Raw genomic sequence first — 16,673 nt, 5'->3', positions numbered from 1 at the left:
TCGCAAAGCAAGCGATGAGCCTCGCAGAGGGCGTTGCGTCTCGCAGGGATTAAGCATGCTGGCACAGCAGGTTTGCGTGCAGCTGGTCAAGCCAGTCCCACACTCCCCATCGCCCACGGTGCCATTTGGTGGAACAGCGGTCTCTTCACTCGCTGCATGGCGTGGTCGAGTACGCCGAAATGCCGTCAATACTCCCCATTCAGCCGGCGACACAATCGATGAAACAAAGGCGAGCTTTGAAGGTCGCGAGCCGCACCAACAAGGAGAAGCACCACAAACAAAATGACCACTGCAAATAAGAGCCCGACAACCAACGCCATTTCGAATTTCCCACTTGGACATTTGCAGCGGTCTTGGCCGGAAGGACGTCAGACAAAACGTGATCCGCCACGAGTTCGTCTGACGTCTGGCTCAGAATGACGTGGCTCAGAATGGCGCCGTCACATTGCCGAGTTGCGGGCGGAACCTACCAACGTTGGCGGCCATACCAGTCATCGATGTCCCGACGCGCTCGATCCTTTTCGACGCCGTAGCGTTCCTGGATCTTGCCTTCGAGCTGTTCGCGTTTGCCGGCGATACGGTCGAGGTCATCGTCAGTGAGTTTGCCCCACTGTTCCTTGACCTTGCCCTTGACCTGCTTCCAGTTTCCTTCGACGCGGTTCCAGTCCATGGCGTATTTGCCTCCTTGGTTTCACACAAGGCGAAACGTCGTCCGGCGATGGAGGTTCCAGGGAGGGTTTCTGTCCGAGCACCGCACTCCAGCGCGGAGGAAGCTGGCGCCAGTGGTTCAGGAGAGGCCCGCGCGGAAGCACTGCAACAACCCTCAGCGGCCAGCCGACGACCATGACGTGATCGCAGACAAGGGCCGGAGAGCTCCCGATGCAACCAGATTAGCGCTGGTTGGTTCTTGATATGATTTTAAGCAAGCGGCGCCTCGATCGCCCTCCGAAAGTGGCCCCTTCATGGACATATCCATCGCGCAAACAACGGCCGGGACAATCGAGACGGTCAACAGTGGCAAGACGGTCAAGAGTGGCAAGACGGTCAAGGGTGGCCAGACAGGCAAGAGTGGCTTGCTGCTCATCTCGGACAATAATGATGCCTTCGCGGTGCGCGTTTTGGCGGCAAGAAGTGCAGTTCGCTCTCTCGACCTCATGTATTACCTTTGGCACGACGACCATACCGGGCGCTTGCTCCTCCAGGAGGTTTTCCGAGCCGCCCAGCGGGGCGTGCATGTCCGGATGCTCCTCGATGACGTCAACCCGCGCAAAAGCGATTCTGCGTATCTGGCTTTGAGCAATCATCCAAACATAGAGCTCAAGTTGTTCAACCCGAGCGGCATCAGAGCACGCGGCATCATGCGCGGTGTGGAAGTTCTCTTGCGTCTTTTTGCATTGACACGAAGGATGCACAACAAGGCGTGGATTGCCGACGACAACATCGCCATCGTTGGCGGACGCAACATCGGCGATGCCTATTTTGATGCCGCAGAAACCAATTTTCGCGACCTCGACTTGCTTCTCCTTGGTCCCGCCGTGCAGCAAACCGCCAAAATATTCGAGACTTTTTGGGCCTGCCGGGAAGCAAAGCCAATTGCTGAACTCGGTGCGGTCGCGGAAGCCACGCATGTCCATTCATTCGAAGGAGGCGATGCGGAAACCCATTCCAGGCTTTTGAACGGGATCGGTGATCGAGGGTCGGTCGCCGAGTTTATCGCGGCGAGCAACGATTTGCATTGGGTGGACCGCGTTCGAGTGATTTCCGACCCTCCAGAGAAGGCCCGCGGTTGGAGACGTCGCAGTTGGCTGATGAGGGAGTTGCTTCCCATTCTTCAGTCAGCGCGCAATAGCCTGGAAATTGTGTCTCCCTATTTCATTCCTGGAAAGAGGGGCTGCGCGATTTTGTCCGATCTCGTTGTCGACGGGGTGAAAGTCGCGGTCTTGACCAACTCCTTAGCTGCGACGGATGTTGCCGCGGTCCATGGCGCCTACGCGAATTATCGCAAGCGATTGCTCAGAAAGGGCGTCAAACTTTTCGAGCTTCAGCCCTTCAGCCGGCAGCCGGCGATCTCGGTGTTTGGGTCCAAGGGCGCCAGCCTGCACACCAAAGCTTTCAGTGTCGATGGCAAGACGGGTTTCGTCGGCTCCTTCAATTTTGACCCACGGTCTGTGTCTTTGAACGCGGAAATGGGCGTGCTTTTTGAGGATGAGACATTGGTCGCTGAACTCCGGCGGCAATTCAAATCAGAGATATCACCTGAAGCGAGCTATCGGCTCGAACTGAAGAACAACGTCCTGCACTGGCATGGATGCGATGAAGGCAGGCTGCAAAATTATACGCACGAACCGGAAGCAGGGATTTTCCGCCGCATCCTGGCGGCATTGGTCCGCCACCTTCCGATCGAGTCTCAACTCTAGGCAGCAACGCGAGTGCCGGGTGCGCGGGCTTATACGCAATTCAGGCGGAGCACTGGCCCATGAAGAGGAAGACTATGAGTGGGCTGCTTGGCTCGTTGATTTTGTTATGCTTCATCGCCATAAAGCGGAACTGGTAGCGGGAGAGGGACTTGAACCCCCGACCCCAGGATTATGATTCCCGTGCTCTAACCAACTGAGCTACCCCGCCAGGGCGGCGAAAGGCCCGAAATCCGCCTCAAATCGAAAGGCATGTCCGGGCGTTCGCCAAGGTCGCGCGGATATAAGGTTGGGAGGGTGAGCCTGTCAAGCTTCGAAGCAACCGCCGCGCCGGCTTATTGTCGCCGCCGAAAAGCTTTGCCGCGCGGACATTTGAGCGTGGCTGCCGGGGTTGAGTTCGAGGGGACACGTCGCTATGTCTCGGCCACGACTTCTTAGAGTTTGAAAAACAGATGAAACCGCGCATTGCAGTCCTCGGTTGCGGATACTGGGGCAGCAACCACATCCGCACCCTCAAGGCGCTTGGCGCGCTGCACGCGGTCTCCGACCTCAACCGTGCCCGCGCCGAAGGTTTCGCCAGCGAGCAGGACTGTCTGGCGATCGAGCCCGACCAGCTGTTTGTCCGGGACGACATCGACGCCATCGTCATGGCGCTGCCGCCGCAGTTCCATGCCGATCTTGCCGTGCGCGCCGTCGAGGGCGGCAAGGACGTGCTGGTGGAAAAGCCGATCGCGCTGACGGTGGCGGACGCCGAGCGCGCGGTGCAAGCCGCCAAGGACAACGGCCGCGTCTTCATGGTCGGCCATGTCTTGCGTTTCCATCCTGCCTTCGAGACCCTCAAAGGGTTGATCGACAATGGCGAACTCGGCGAAGTCCGCTATATCCACTCGCACCGGCTCGGCCTCGGCAAGTTCCACACCGAGAATGATGCATTGTGGGACCTGGCGCCGCACGATCTGTCGATGATCCTGGCCATCACCGGCACGGAGCCGATCGAGGTGCGCGGCGAGGGCGCCGCCCTGCTCGACAATCTCAGCGACTTCGCGCATCTGCACATGCGCTTTCCCAACGGCCTGCGCAGCCATCTGTTCGCCTCGCGGCTCAATCCCTATCGCGAGCGGCGGCTGACCGTTGTCGGCACCAAGGCGATGGCGGTGTTCGACGATGTCGAGCCATGGGAACGCAAGCTTGCCGTCTACCGCCACGCGGTGTGGCAGGACAGCGGCCAGTGGGCCTTCACCACCAATGAGCCGTCCTATGTCGCGGTTGCGCAGGGCATGCCGCTGACGCGCGAGCTGGAGCATTTCATCCAATGCATCGAGACGCGGGCCGAGCCGCGCACCAGCGGCGAGGAAGCCATCAGGGTGCTGCGCATCCTGACCGCGGGTACCGTCACGCACACCAAGTCCTGAGCGAGCCCCCGGAAATTCCACTCTGGCGGCCAGGGCGAATTTCGAAACGTTCTCTGAGAGGATAGCGGTTTATTCGGCGGGAATCTGCGCCGGCCGGGCCGCAAGCCGGGTCAGCATGGCCTCGGCCTCGGCGCCACGCTCCGAACGCTCGATGAAGCCGCCGCCGAACACGCGGGCCTCGTTGCCATCATCCGAATAGAGCACGCAGGCCTGTCCCGGCGCGATGCCGGACTCGCCATCGACCAGTTCCACCCATGTCACGCCCTTGCCTTGATGCAACACGGCCGGGCGCGGCGGGCGCGTCGAGCGGACCTTGGCGAACAGCTCCAGGCCGGCGGCGGGAATATCGGCCAGCGGTCCGTCGCCCAGCCAGTTCATGTTGCGCAGATAGATCTTGTGCGTCTCCAGCGCCTCGCGCGGGCCGACCACCACGCGGGCGCGGTCAGCGTCGAGATGGACGACATAGAGCGGCTCGCCGGACGCGATGCCGATGCCGCGACGCTGGCCGATCGTGTAGCGCAGGATGCCCTCGTGGCGGCCAAGCACGCGGCCGTCGATATGGACGATGTCGCCAGGATTGGCCGCCGTCGGCTTCAGCTTGGCGATGATGTCGGAATATTTACCTTGCGGCACGAAACAGATGTCCTGGCTGTCCTGCTTGGCGGCGACCGTCAGTCCCATTTCCTCGGCGATGGCGCGAACCTGCGGCTTCGACAGGCCGCCGAGCGGAAAGCGCAGATAGTCGATCTGCGCCTGCGTGGTGGCGAACAGGAAATAGCTCTGGTCGCGGTCGGCGTCGACCGGCCGGTAGAGCGCTCGGTGGGCGCCATTGGCGCCGGAGCGGATATAGTGGCCGGTGGCCAGCGCTTCGGCGCCAAGCTCCTTGGCGGTGGCCAGAAGATCGGCGAACTTCACCGTCTGGTTGCAGGAAACGCAAGGGATCGGCGTCTCGCCGGCGACGTAGCTCTCGGCGAAGGGATCGATGACCGCCTTGCGGAAGCGTTCCTCATAGTCGAGCACATAGTGGGGAATGCCGAGCGTCTCGGAGACGCGGCGGGCATCGTCGATGTCCTGCCCGGCGCAGCATGAGCCGGCCCGGTGTGTCGCCGCGCCATGGTCGTAGAGCTGCAAGGTGACGCCGACGACATCATAGCCCTCGCGCTTCAGCAGGCCGGCGACGACCGACGAATCCACGCCGCCCGACATGGCGACGACGATACGGGTATTTTCGGGACGTCCGGGAAGATCGAGACTGTTCATGGTTCTTTCATTCTGCCCGGCGCTGAATGCCAGTGGCTGGAATATAGGTCAAGCACTCCGGCTGCGCCAGCTTTGAGGGGCAGCCGATTTTGCGTCCGAATCCGAACCAGCCGCGAGGTGTTTAAAATGCTGACCAAAAGACTAACGCGGCGTTCATGATCCTTACCTAGTCATTAGGGTCTGCTTAGGCAAATTTTAAAGCTGTGGCGGTAACGTGGCGGGGATTGGGTCTTTGAGTTTTTTGTAGAGAGTACGATGACCGATCTGGTTAGACCGAGAGTCAAATATGTTATCGGGCCTGACGGCAGCCCTCTTACGATTGCCGATCTGCCGCCGACGAACACTCGTCGCTGGGTTATCCGGCGCAAGGCGGAAGTGGTTGCGGCGGTGCGCGGCGGGCTTTTGAGCCTCGACGAGGCATGCCAGCGCTACAAGCTGACCACCGAGGAATTCCTGTCCTGGCAGGCGTCGATCGACGAATATGGCCTTGCCGGGCTGCGCACCACGCGCATCCAGCAATACCGGCATTAGCGAAGTTTGCTTCCGGGAAGGCGGTCGTGAGTCAAGGGGCGGCGCAAGCCGTCCTTTTTTTCGCGCGCGGGTACCCTTCTTGATCGCCCTCTACTACGCAAAGTCGCGCACCGACCCGCGGGTGCGAGCCATGGGGCGGCGCGCTAGTCTTCGGAGTCCTACAGGGCGAGGTGAAGGCCGCTTCCCGGTCCGGCATGACCGGACTCTAGCTCACAAACGAGCCAAGAAAGTCGTTGACCAAATCCTCCCTCGTCTCCGAAAACAGACTTTCGATGGTCAGGTCCATCTCTTTCTGGGCGATGATCGCGTCGATCTGTACGGTTGGGAGGGGATTGCTGAATCGGCAACTTAGCGTGTGCTGTGTTCTTCGAACCAGATAGCAGCTCACGAGTTCGGATTTTTCGTCACCAGATTGCAGGTAAAAGTAATCCGGACCGCCTGAAAAGCCGCCGACATACAGCGCCGCTCCGCCTTCGGACAGGTCCAGCATGCGGAAATTGGCACTCTGTACCTCCCGCAGGCCGTGTGACGGGAAGATGAGGCGAACAAGAAAATTGACGTCTCTTCGAACCCATCTGCGTTTTTCCTTCGTATTCTCGGAATACTTCACGGGATTTCCCCAAAAGACTTAGAGGTCCAAGTATTCCTCAGCACCCACTTTGGGAGCATGGAATGAAAAGGCTTAAAGATCGATAAGAGGTTCCGTTCGAATTGGTTCTTCCCATATGACGTGGGGAGTGCCCGTCCGCTTCTTCAACATCGTTGATGGCGCCTTGTGGCCGGGCCGAGGCGAGACGATCGCGCCGCAGGAGGCTTCGTCCGCCCGCGCGCCTGAAACAGGGGCGGCGAGGGCGCGGCGATCCGCGCCCTCTGTGTTGTTCGAAGCGAGTCTTTTTGACGCTCAGGCTGTCAGCACCACTTTGCCGATCGGCTTGGTGGCGAGAAAGGCGTGGGCGGCGCCTGCCTGCTCGAGCGGGAAGCTTTTCGCCACATGGACGGCGAGCTTTTTGGCATCGATCAAATGGGCGAGTTTCAGCAAGCCCTCACGGTCCGGCACGACGGACATGCGCTCGACCCGGATGCCCTGCGCGCTGGCCTGCGTCTTCGTCGCGTCGCTGACATTGAGCAATGACACCAGCACGCCGCCACGCTTGAGCACCTTCAGCGAGTGTACAGCATGGTCGCCGCCAACAGTCTCCAGCACGAGATCGATGTCGCGAAGCTTGTCCGCGAAATCCCCCTTGGTGTAGTCGAGAACCTCATCGGCGCCGAGCGAGCGGACGAAGTCAACCTTCTGCGGGCTGATGGTGGCGATGACGTAGGCGCCATGCGCCTTGGAGATCTGCACCGCCAGATGGCCGACGCCGCCGGCCGCCGCGTGGATCAGCACGCGCTGGCCCGATTTCAATCCGCCGTGGCGAACCAGGCCCTGCCAGGCGGTCAGGCCGGCCAGCGGCAATGCGCCGGCCTGGATGTGGTCGGCGCCGCTGGGCTTTGGCGCGATTTCGTCAGCGGGCACCGCGGCCAGCTCGGCGTAGGCCGCCGCCTGCTTGGGAAAGCGCGGCATGCCGAACACCTCGTCGCCGATCCGGAAGCCGGAGACCCCGGCGCCCAGCGCCTCGACCGTTCCCGAGATATCCCAGCCGAGAATGAAGGGTGGCTCGCCCAGAAGCTTATAGTGGCCGGCACGGACGGCGCCATCGACTGGATTGACACCAGCGGCCTTGACCCGGACCAGCACTTCGCCGGCCTTCGGCGCGGGGTCGGGCAGATCGGAGATGGCAAGGACGTCGGGTCCGCCGACGGAATTCTGGATAACGGCACGCATGGGGATGTCTCCTGCTTGGTTGGTGCCACTATCATTTGGATAGTAATGATCTATTGTCCAGTATGTACCTTTTCTATATATAGGCACCTCATGGATAGTGATAACGACCCCCCCTTCGGCTATGATGCGTTCCGGCGAACGTGTCCTTCGCACACCGTGCTGGAGATGCTGGCCAGCAAATGGGTCTATCTGGTGGTTTGCGCGCTGCGCAAAGGCCGGCTGCGCAATGGAGAGCTTGCCCGCAAGCTCGAAGGCATCACGCCGAAGATGCTGACGCAGACGTTGCGCGTGCTCGAGCGCGACGGCCTGGTGCGGCGTGAGATCTTCCCGGTCATCCCGCCGCGCGTCGAATATGAACTGACCGAGCTCGGCCAGAATCTGGCGGGGCTGCTCACCCAGATCAGGTCTTGGGCAGAGCAACATGCACCCGACATCAAGGATGCACGGGCACGGGCAACCGCCGAAAATGAGGGGAATTGGGCCGCTTGAGGGCAGCCTTCAGGTCTGCTCGATCGAGCTTTTCGTGACCTTAGGCCAAGACTGGCGCCGGGATACCGGTCCCGCCTGAGTGGCAGGCGCCGACGCCACGGATAGGCCGGGCTTCAGCCGATCATAGCACTGCGGCCGCCGATTTCGGCTTCGCGAATCTTGGTGTCGCGTGATTCGAGCATTTCCGCCTTGGAAAGCTCCGCTTCAGCTTCGCCGAGTAGTGATTCGGCAGCGCTTCGCTGCTGGGCGAGGTCGCTTTGCGAATTTCTGAGATTGTCGCGGCGCAAACGCGCCGCCTTGGCAAAGGTCGGATAGGCGAAATGGTTGATGTCGGTGATGCCGGCCTTCTTTTCTTCGGCGGTGATCTGAAGCTCAAGCTCGACGGCCATGCGTTCGAACTCGGCGATCATCATGTCGAGCTGCAGCAGCTGCCGCCGCTTCTCATTCACCCGAAACTGCTTCAGCCGAACGAGGTTTTCACGTGACTTCATGATTCGGTACTCCCGGAAACGCACACCCGCACATATCGTCGATCCGCCTGGAAAGGCTCAGGCGTCACCCGTTTCCACCGGGTTTCCCGGAACTATGGGAAACAAAACCCTAAAGTTTTTTGCCGGCGGTAACCATTCGTTTACGGGCATTGTTAATCATACGGGTCAGGGCTTAAGGCCGGGTAAAAATTCCGGTCGCCGATACGGAAGCGCGTCGATGAGTCCCTGGAGTCACTTAGTCCAGGTTATTAATGTGTCGCATTAGGAATTTTGGTCCCTGATTCGTTATTAGATTCAAGAGGGTGTAGAAAGGGGTTAAAAAATCTGGTACCGTCATGGACGGGAAATTAGGTTTTGTTAACCATTCGATGGCAGCCTCTGCACAAGGCAACCACTGCTCCGGTCCACGACGGGTCGTGAAATGGTCCGGCAGCAGAAAAGGGGAATGAAATGCGTGTTCTGCTGATAGAAGATGACAGTGCAACCGCACAAAGCATCGAGTTGATGCTGAAATCGGAAAGTTTCAATGTCTATACGACGGACCTCGGTGAAGAGGGGGTCGATCTGGGCAAGCTCTACGACTACGACATCATCCTTCTCGACCTGAACCTGCCTGACATGTCGGGTTATGAGGTCTTGAGAACGCTTCGCCTTTCCAAGGTAAAGACGCCGATCCTTATCCTGTCCGGCATGGCCGGTATCGAGGATAAGGTACGCGGCCTCGGCTTCGGCGCCGACGACTACATGACCAAGCCGTTCCACAAGGACGAACTGGTTGCCCGTATTCACGCCATCGTGCGGCGCTCCAAGGGGCATGCCCAGTCGGTCATCACCACTGGCGACCTGGTGGTCAATCTCGATGCCAAGACTGTTGAAGTCGGCGGCCAGCGCGTGCATCTCACCGGCAAGGAATATCAGATGCTGGAGCTGCTCTCGCTGCGCAAGGGCACCACGCTGACCAAGGAAATGTTCCTCAACCACCTCTATGGTGGCATGGATGAGCCTGAGCTGAAGATCATCGACGTCTTCATCTGCAAGTTGCGCAAGAAGCTCGACGCGGCATCCGGCGGCCAGAACTATATCGAAACAGTCTGGGGCCGCGGTTACGTGTTGCGCGAACCGGAAGACATCCGCGTCAGCGCCTGAGCGAAGAGCACCGTCCGAACCTGTCTTTCTCGACAAAAAACCCGGCTCAGGCCGGGTTTTTGCTTGACGGGCCGACGATCGGCAAGAGCGGTTCGGCAAGACGCTCTGCCGCTCTAACGTTCCGTCTTCACGCAATTCCGGACGGGAGACGTCACGCACTTCCTGGAACTGCTCCAGGTGCCAGCCGAATCAGGCGGCGATCTTCAAGGTGCGAAAACGCTCGAGCAGTTGTGGCCGGTTGAACGGCTTCAGCAGATAGCCCTGGGCGCCGGCGCGCTTGGCCCGCATGATCGAAGCGATATCGAGTTCGACCAGCGAAATCAGGATCTGCGGCCTGATCAGGCTGTCCATGGCGCGCACGCGACGAATGAGATCGACAGCGGGTACATCCGGCAAGGCGCCGTCGACGATGATGATGTCGGGCATGTCGGCAGCGCACATCTCCAGCGCGTCAATTCCGCTGGCGGCTTCTATGACCACCATGTCGGAGCCGCCCAGGATGCGTTTTGCAACCTTCCTGATGACGCTTGAATCGTCGACGAACATGCAGCGTTTCATTTCCGGGTCCTCTTTGCCGTCTGGCAATCCGGTAGCGTCGGGGCATCCGGACTGCACCATAGGCCGATCTGGTAAAGAAGCCGAAAAGCCATTAGGTAAAATTTTTGAAAAGATGCCATTCGCAGGCTGTTCTTCGCGATGCTTCGCAACGGCCGCTTGGCGAAGCTCGTCTCGCTTCAATTGAAAGCCGCCGCTGATATCGCGGCTTGAAATACTTCGGTTTCTCTGAGGTCAGGCGCGAATTTCAGGCAGCCGAAAGGACGATTTCTTCCGGCGTCGCGTGGATCGAAATCGTCATGTTGGCCTCACGCGCCAGAAGCAGCGTGTAATAAGGCTGTACCGAATGCGCGTCGATCGGTTCCTCCGGCTTGTGGCCGGAATGCAGTTCGAGGAATTTTGGCGGCACGCGCAGCATCGGGCCGCTCGCCGCGAGCGCAAAGCGTGGCTCGGTTTCAAGGTTTTCAAGCGTCACGGAAAGCTTGCCGCCGCGCGGAATGGCGGCGTTGGCGACGAGGAGCAGGTTGAGCAGCAGCTTGACCTTGTTCTTGGGCAGCAGCGCGCGGGTTCCGTTCCAGCTCAGTTCCGGCTTCTCGTTCTTGAGGAAAGCGATGGCGACGGCTTCGGCGTCGCCGGTGTCGATCAGCATGCCGGCCGAGCCGGCGGCGCCGAAAGCGATGCGAGCGAATTGCAGGCGGGCCGAAGCGTTGCGGGCGCTCTGGCGGATCAGCTTCATGGCGTCTTCGTGGGCGCCGCCTTCGTCGAGCAGTTCGAGTCCGTTGTTGATCGCGCCGACCGGCGAGATGATGTCGTGGCAGACCCGGCTGCAAAGAAGCGCTGCCAGATCGGGTGCGGAAAGGGTAAACAGATCGGCCATCGGCGAAAATCCCTGCAAAATTTCACAAAGTACGGCCGAGCGATCGATCGTCGCCTGCCCACACGAATCACGCGCTCTCTCCCCGGGCTCCTGAATACACAGCGCCCGTGCGTGCGGCAACAAATCCAAAATTGTGGTCATGGCAAATGGCGTGTTCACGCAGGCTGCCCATGAGCGATCCGAAACAGCCTTTGAACCGCCACGTTCATGTGGGAGCTTAATGGTTGAAAAAGGATTACGGCATAGTTTGCCCGTAACAGTTACCCTTAACGGCCGGCTAAAAGAGCCGTACGGGGTGCGAGGCGTCGGCGAAGGTGCTCCCTGACGGAGATTGGAAGCATGTTTTCCCGATTCTACGACCGGATCTCGTTCCGTGTCATCTCTGACCGGACCTTGTTCCGTGTCATCCCAGACCGGGCATTTGTCCGTGTCGTATCAATGGCGATCGCGCTCATGGGCGTTCTCGTCTTCTCGACTTCAGCCCTGCGGGCCCAGGAATATACCGCTCAGGAGATTATCGATTCCGGTCACAAGTTCTTCGGCGCGACATCGGGCGGGCTCGCCACGGTCGTCGAGAAGATCTTTGCTTCCTACGGCCTGCCCAACGGTTATCTGCTGGGCGAAGAGGGCTCGGGCGCGCTGATCGGCGGCCTCACCTATGGCGAAGGCACGCTCTACACCAAGAACGCCGGTGATCACAAAGTGTTCTGGCAAGGCCCATCGCTCGGCTGGGATTTCGGCGGCGAGGGGTCGCGGGTGATGATGCTGGTCTACAATCTCGACGATGTGAGCAGCCTTTACAACCGCTATGGCGGCGTTGCCGGTTCGGCCTATGTGGTGGCGGGCGTCGGCTTCAACGTGCTGAAGAACAACAATGTGCTGCTGGTGCCGATCCGCACCGGCGTCGGCGCCCGACTCGGTGTCAATCTCGGCTATTTGAAGCTTACCGAGCGTGCCACGTGGAATCCGTTCTGACGTGAACCTATCCCGTTGCGGCAAAACCTTGCCGCAACGCTGGATTTCCGCCATGCCAACGTGGCACAGTCCAGCTTTCGTCCATAACGGGTGGTCACTTGGTTCAGTCGTTCCTGTTCTTTGCCCTCGGCTTCCTCTGCGCCGGATTTCTGGCGCTGATGGTTGCGCCGGCCATATGGCGGCGGGCCGTCGCCTTCACGCGCAAGCGCATCGAAGCCTCGATACCGTTGACGCAAACCGAGATCCAGGCCGACAAGGACCGTATCCGGGCCGAGTTCGCCATGTCGGCACGTCGCCTCGAAATGAGCGTCAAGGCGTTGCGCGAGAAGACGGCGGAGCAACTGGTCGAGATCAATCGTGGCCGCGAGGCCCTGAAGGGCCTGGCGGTCGAGCGCATGGACAAGAACCAGGCGCTTAGCGAACTGGGGGTCAAGGGCGAAATGCTGCGGCAGCGCGAGGGCGAGCTGCAGCTTCTGTCGGACCGGCTCAAGGAAACCGAACGCAAGCTGGAGAAGCGCGCGCTCGAGCTCGAAAAGCTGGAGCGCATGTATGATGACGCCAGTTTTTCCTCCAGCAGCCGGCAGATCGAGCTCGTGGCGCGCGAATCCGAATTGCAGAAACTCGCCAGCGACATTTCGCTGCTGCGCGGCCAGCGCAAGGAGGCGGACAGGCGCAACCAGGAGATCGCCGCCGAAAGCAAGGCCGCGCGCGATGCCCTGAAAGCCGAGAAGAAAAGGACCGCCGAGCTCGACAAGAAACTCGAACGGCTGCTTGCCACGCTCGCCGACCGCGAGGAAAAGCTCGACCGCCGCGAAAAGGAACTGGCGCGGCTGCGTGAAAAGTCGAAAGCCGAGGACAGCGCACCGGCCTTGCGGCTGGTCGGCAAGGCCGGTGAAGTTGCCAAGGGCGATGATGTCGAAAAGGCAATCGCCAAGCTCGACAGCGACCGTGAGCGGCTTGAGGCCAGGCTGACGGCGCTGGCGCGCGAGAACAAGAGGTTGAAAGCGGATCTCGATGCGATGGCCGCGTCCGGCCCCACGGATGGCAGCTCCGCATTGCGCGAGCAGATGAACGAACTGGCGGCGGAGGTCGTCCACCTGACGGCCAAGCTCGAGGGGCCTGATTCGCCGATCGCCAGGGCGCTGGCGGCACCCTCGGATACGCGGTCCGGCAGCGTCGGGCGCAGCCTTGCGGACCGCGTGCGGGCGCTGCAGAAGGCTGCCACGGCAAACTGAAATCAGTCCCTGTTTGCCGAAAAATGGTGCAGGGCGATGGCTGACGCCGCGGCGACGTTCAGGCTGTCGAAGCCTTGCGCCATGCCAATGCGCACCGTGTGCAGGCGGGCGAGCAGGCTTTCGGGCAGGCCTTCACCCTCGGTGCCGAGATAGAGCGCCAGGCGCTCGCTCGGCCGCGCGTCGCGTATGTCGGTCTGCCCGCGTGGCGACAGAGCAGACTGGCGATAGAAGCGGCGGTCAAGCGTTGCCGTGAAGTCGGCGACGTCGGTGAATGACGCGAAGGGGATTTTGAGCGCGGCACCGACCGAAACGCGGATCGCCTTGCGGTAGAGCGGATCGCAGCATGTCGCATCCAGCAATACCGCATCGGCGCCAAAGGCGGCGGCGTTGCGGAAGATCGCGCCCATATTGTCATGGTTGGCGATGCCGACGAGCACCACGACCAGCGCGCGGGCCGGCAAGGCATCGAGCAGGGCCTCTACCGGTTGCGGCGCACCCTTGCGCCCTATGGCCAGGATGCCGCGATGCATGTGAAACCCGGCGATCGCGTCGATCACCGCGCTGGTGGCGACATAGACCGGCAGGTCCGCCGGCGCCTTGCGCAGGATGCCCTCGAGGCCGGCCAGCCGGTTTTCCAGAACCAGCACCGATTCGGCTGCAAAGCGTCCTGTCGACAGCAGCAGGTCGAGCACCACCTTGCCTTCGGCAACGAAGCGGCCTTGCCGGCCGGCGAGGTCACGCTCGCGGATGTCGAGATAGGCGGCAACACGCGGGTCTTGCGGGTCGTCGATACGAATGGGATCCATGCGTTCCTCGCGGCCATCGCACGCGTCCGAAAAACCGATCGGCTCCCGGCGCATACCTGGATTGGAAGCACGATGCGACAATTCAGGACTGTCAGCTACCTCCGTGCGTTCGGATGGACGCACGTCGCCGCGAAAACGTCATCGCCGATTACAAGACGGGCCTGTCAGGTCCCGGCGCGCCGCAAGCGTTGCGCCATGTGGGACAACTCATCCTGGCCGCTGCCGAAAATGCCGTCCAGCATGCCGAGCAGTTCACGCACGGCGTCGGACTTGCAGGAATAGTAGATCATCTGACGATCGCGACGGGTTTCCACGAGATCGAGGGCCCGCAACTTGGCCAGATGTTGCGACAGGGCGGATTGGCTGAGCATTACCTTCTCGGCGATAGCGCCAACCGACATTTCGCCGTCGGTCAGGTAGCTCATGATCAACAGTCGTTTTTCGTTGCCCATCAGCATCAGAAATTCGGCTGCCGATTCGGCGTTGGCGATTAGCTTAGTCGAGACCATCGATCCCCCGTGCCTTTTGCTCATCCCGACGCCATGGGGGCAATGGCATCTGATTCCATAAACTCACTTTTGAATAGGCGCTGGCGAGTCAGCTCCACTAGCAAAGGTAGAACATTTCGTTCAAATCTCAAGCATTGCTTTTGATCCAACACGATTAAGTGTCAGTTTTTGTGTTGGTGCCGGTTCTGGCGATCCTGGCCATCTCGACCAGAATCTGCCGTAATTCCCGTGCCGTCGCCAAAGGTTGCGGGAAGAAGACCCGACAAACATTGTCGCCCGACACCAGATCCATGCCGTCGGCATCGAATCCGGCAATGGTCCAGCCGTCGCCGGACGCCTTGGCGAAATGACGCGCATAAACGGCGATCGCGTCGAGATGGTCGGCGTTCATGTGGTCGATGGCGGATTGTTCGCTCGCGGCCAACTCCTCGACGATCGGTCCGCTGGCGAGCAGGCTGGATCGATCGAGCTGATAAGCCTTGCCGAAGCCGCCATTCAGGCTTGCGTGTCGCGGTTCGAGTCGAAAAATCGAAAAGTCGCCGAGCCCGACATAGAGGCTCGCCTTGGGATTGCGGTTGAGATAACGGCGCTCGGCGCGTGCGTGCGCGTTCGATCCACGCTCGAGGCGTGCCGCCTGGCAGACCAGCGTCAGGCGCGGGTGCGCCAGCGGGTCGCCCTTGCCGGGCTCGCCGACCAGCAGGGAGCAGCGCGGATCGGCAAGCAGGGCGCCGGTGTGCGCCGAGAGCATCGAAACCAGGATCAGCGGGGCGCCGTCGACGTCCGTGGCCACGCCGACCCTGCTGGCCTGCGGCGAGCCGGTTTGCGGCTCGATCACCGCCAGCGCGCCGAAACGGGCGCGGCGCAGAAGCGTCTTCGCCAGGCGGATCGCCTCGGCGTCAGTCTCGCGGATCACGGCTTTCTTCTGGTCCGTCAAAACGCCCATCGCAATAAGCTGATTTTTCTTCTCTAGTTATTGGCCAGCATGCCCAGTTTGACAAGCTCGTCGATCTCGGTTTTCGCAAAGCCGAAACGCGCCAGCACTATCGACGGCGACAGATCCTCGTCGCCAGGCTTCGTTGCCGGTGCCGGCCGCGAATCCGAGAAACGCGGCGCCGGTGCAGGGCGTTCAAACGCACCCGTCGTCACGAAGGCATCGCGCGACCGATTGTGCGGATGGCGCTTCGCTTCACGCAGCGACAGGACCGGGGCAACGCAGGCATCGGTTTCGGCAAACAGCCGGTCCCAGTCGTCGCGTGATTTCCGCCTGATCCGGTCGGCAATGGCCGCGCGCATCGGTGGCCACAGCGACTTGTCATACTGGCCGGGTACGAACCGCTCATCGAGTGGCAGCAGCCTGGCGAATTCGGCGAAGAATTGCGGCTCCAGGCAGCCTATGGCGATGTACCCGCCATCCGCCGTCTCATAGGTGTCGTAGAAGGGAGCGCCGGAATCGAGCAGGTTCGCGCCGCGCCTTTCGTCCCAAAGGCCAGCCGCCGTCAAGGCGTGCAGGGGCGTCGCCAGCATCGAGGCGCCCTCGACCATCGCGGCGTCGATTACCTGGCCCTTGCCCGTGCGCGAGCGTTGGAACAGGGCGGCCAGCACGCCGGCAACCAGCATCATGGTGCCACCGCCATAGTCGGCGACGAGGTTGAGCGGCGGGACGGGGCGGCTGTCCGCGTGGCCAATTGCATGCAGCAGGCCCGAATAGGCAAGATAGGTGATGTCGTGGCCGGCGCGGCCCGCGAGCGGTCCATCCTGGCCGAAGCCGGTCATGCGGCCGTAGATCAGAGCCGGGTTGCGCGCCAGAACGCTATCCGGACCGAGGCCAAGCTGCTCCATGACGCCTGGGCGAAAGCCCTCGACCAGAAGGTCGGCCTTTTCGGCAAGGCGCAGCGCCAGTTCGGCGCCTTCGTGGCGCTTGAGGTCGATGCGCAGGATGGAGCGGCCGTGACGATCGATGTTGTATTCATCCGGCAGCGACAGGAATGGCCGGTCCGAACCAGCCCGTTCGATGCGCAGCACCTGCGCGCCCATCTCCGAAAGCATCAGGCCCGCCAACGGCACGGGACCGAGCCCGGCCATCTCGATCACCTTCAGCCCGGCAAGCGGACCGGTCTTTCCGGCGGTGGCTATGCCGGTGTTCAT

18 protein-coding genes and 1 tRNA gene are annotated in these 16,673 nt (G+C 61.1%); 7 read left to right on the top strand and 12 right to left on the bottom strand.

What is annotated here, in order from left to right; all coding sequences use genetic code 11:
• Positions 1-466 precede the first annotated feature (466 nt).
• Positions 467-670 carry a CsbD family protein gene (locus NR193_RS23810; RefSeq protein ID WP_256753191.1) on the bottom strand — a complete coding sequence of 68 codons (204 nt, stop codon included), beginning with the start codon at positions 668-670 and terminating at the stop codon, positions 467-469.
• Positions 671-962: 292 nt separating this feature from the next.
• Here NR193_RS23810 and NR193_RS23805 point away from each other — a divergent pair, with 292 nt between their 5' ends.
• Positions 963-2,417 (top strand): phospholipase D family protein, encoded by a 1,455-nt coding sequence (locus tag NR193_RS23805; protein WP_256753190.1) that lies wholly within the window; start codon positions 963-965, stop codon positions 2,415-2,417.
• Between the two features lie 131 nt (positions 2,418-2,548).
• On the opposite strand, the gene NR193_RS23800 is transcribed toward NR193_RS23805, so the two are convergent.
• Positions 2,549-2,625: transfer RNA gene (locus NR193_RS23800), tRNA-Met, on the bottom strand.
• A 241-nt stretch (positions 2,626-2,866) separates the two neighbouring features.
• On the opposite strand from NR193_RS23800, the gene NR193_RS23795 reads away from it, so the two are divergent.
• Positions 2,867-3,826: a Gfo/Idh/MocA family protein gene (locus tag NR193_RS23795; RefSeq protein WP_256753189.1), complete on the top strand. Its 960-nt coding sequence runs from the start codon at positions 2,867-2,869 to the stop codon at positions 3,824-3,826.
• 69 nt (positions 3,827-3,895) lie between these two features.
• Here the strand turns inward: NR193_RS23795 and mnmA are convergent, their stop codons facing one another.
• The gene (gene mnmA / locus NR193_RS23790) at positions 3,896-5,086 is read right to left on the bottom strand and encodes a tRNA 2-thiouridine(34) synthase MnmA (protein WP_256753188.1); all 1,191 of its coding nucleotides are present in this window, start codon (positions 5,084-5,086) and stop codon (positions 3,896-3,898) included.
• Positions 5,087-5,341: 255 nt separating this feature from the next.
• On the opposite strand from mnmA, the gene NR193_RS23785 reads away from it, so the two are divergent.
• Positions 5,342-5,617 carry a DUF1153 domain-containing protein gene (locus NR193_RS23785; protein WP_013529904.1) on the top strand — a complete coding sequence of 92 codons (276 nt, stop codon included), beginning with the start codon at positions 5,342-5,344 and terminating at the stop codon, positions 5,615-5,617.
• 205 nt (positions 5,618-5,822) lie between these two features.
• Here the strand turns inward: NR193_RS23785 and NR193_RS23780 are convergent, their stop codons facing one another.
• Both NR193_RS23780 and NR193_RS23775 read right to left on the bottom strand, forming a co-directional pair.
• Complete coding sequence (locus NR193_RS23780) at positions 5,823-6,227, bottom strand: hypothetical protein (RefSeq protein ID WP_256753187.1); 405 nt, start codon at positions 6,225-6,227, stop codon at positions 5,823-5,825.
• Between the two features lie 291 nt (positions 6,228-6,518).
• Positions 6,519-7,445 (bottom strand): NADP-dependent oxidoreductase, encoded by a 927-nt coding sequence (locus NR193_RS23775; RefSeq protein WP_256753186.1) that lies wholly within the window; start codon positions 7,443-7,445, stop codon positions 6,519-6,521.
• Positions 7,446-7,535: 90 nt separating this feature from the next.
• Here NR193_RS23775 and NR193_RS23770 point away from each other — a divergent pair, with 90 nt between their 5' ends.
• Positions 7,536-7,934, top strand: a complete 399-nt coding sequence (locus NR193_RS23770) for a helix-turn-helix domain-containing protein (protein ID WP_256753185.1) — start codon at positions 7,536-7,538, stop codon at positions 7,932-7,934.
• A 113-nt stretch (positions 7,935-8,047) separates the two neighbouring features.
• Here NR193_RS23770 and NR193_RS23765 read toward each other — a convergent pair whose 3' ends face one another.
• On the bottom strand, positions 8,048-8,425 hold the full coding sequence (locus NR193_RS23765) for a flagellar export protein FliJ (RefSeq protein WP_091578987.1): 378 nt from the start codon (positions 8,423-8,425) through the stop codon (positions 8,048-8,050).
• A 450-nt stretch (positions 8,426-8,875) separates the two neighbouring features.
• Between NR193_RS23765 and ctrA the strand changes: the two genes are divergently transcribed.
• Positions 8,876-9,571: a response regulator transcription factor CtrA gene (ctrA, locus tag NR193_RS23760; RefSeq protein ID WP_006203583.1), complete on the top strand. Its 696-nt coding sequence runs from the start codon at positions 8,876-8,878 to the stop codon at positions 9,569-9,571.
• A 189-nt stretch (positions 9,572-9,760) separates the two neighbouring features.
• On the opposite strand, the gene NR193_RS23755 is transcribed toward ctrA, so the two are convergent.
• The gene (locus tag NR193_RS23755) at positions 9,761-10,129 is read right to left on the bottom strand and encodes a PleD family two-component system response regulator (protein ID WP_256753184.1); all 369 of its coding nucleotides are present in this window, start codon (positions 10,127-10,129) and stop codon (positions 9,761-9,763) included.
• Between the two features lie 244 nt (positions 10,130-10,373).
• Entirely contained in the window at positions 10,374-11,003 is a 630-nt protein-coding gene (gene chpT / locus NR193_RS23750) for a histidine phosphotransferase ChpT (RefSeq protein ID WP_256753183.1), read from the bottom strand.
• 438 nt (positions 11,004-11,441) lie between these two features.
• On the opposite strand from chpT, the gene NR193_RS23745 reads away from it, so the two are divergent.
• Entirely contained in the window at positions 11,442-11,978 is a 537-nt protein-coding gene (locus NR193_RS23745; protein WP_256753214.1) for a DUF1134 domain-containing protein, read from the top strand.
• A gap of 98 nt (positions 11,979-12,076) precedes the next feature.
• Positions 12,077-13,213 carry a hypothetical protein gene (locus NR193_RS23740; protein WP_256753182.1) on the top strand — a complete coding sequence of 379 codons (1,137 nt, stop codon included), beginning with the start codon at positions 12,077-12,079 and terminating at the stop codon, positions 13,211-13,213.
• Positions 13,214-13,215: 2 nt separating this feature from the next.
• Here NR193_RS23740 and NR193_RS23735 read toward each other — a convergent pair whose 3' ends face one another.
• The 4 genes from NR193_RS23735 to NR193_RS23720 all read right to left on the bottom strand — a co-directional run bounded on the left by NR193_RS23735 (position 13,216) and on the right by NR193_RS23720 (position 16,673).
• Positions 13,216-14,019, bottom strand: a complete 804-nt coding sequence (locus NR193_RS23735) for an RNA methyltransferase (RefSeq protein WP_256753181.1) — start codon at positions 14,017-14,019, stop codon at positions 13,216-13,218.
• A 164-nt stretch (positions 14,020-14,183) separates the two neighbouring features.
• Positions 14,184-14,528, bottom strand: coding sequence for a helix-turn-helix transcriptional regulator (locus tag NR193_RS23730; RefSeq protein WP_091578996.1), 345 nt, complete (start codon positions 14,526-14,528; stop codon positions 14,184-14,186).
• A 154-nt stretch (positions 14,529-14,682) separates the two neighbouring features.
• Positions 14,683-15,471, bottom strand: a complete 789-nt coding sequence (locus tag NR193_RS23725) for a HugZ family protein (RefSeq protein ID WP_256753180.1) — start codon at positions 15,469-15,471, stop codon at positions 14,683-14,685.
• Positions 15,472-15,494: 23 nt separating this feature from the next.
• Entirely contained in the window at positions 15,495-16,673 is a 1,179-nt protein-coding gene (locus NR193_RS23720; RefSeq protein ID WP_256753179.1) for a CaiB/BaiF CoA-transferase family protein, read from the bottom strand.

The organism is Mesorhizobium sp. Mes31, assembly GCF_024519675.1.
In the GTDB taxonomy this organism is placed as follows: Bacteria; Pseudomonadota; Alphaproteobacteria; order Rhizobiales; family Rhizobiaceae; genus Mesorhizobium.
Note: the sequence above shows the minus strand (reverse complement) of the source record. Positions and strands in the feature narration are given on the sequence as shown.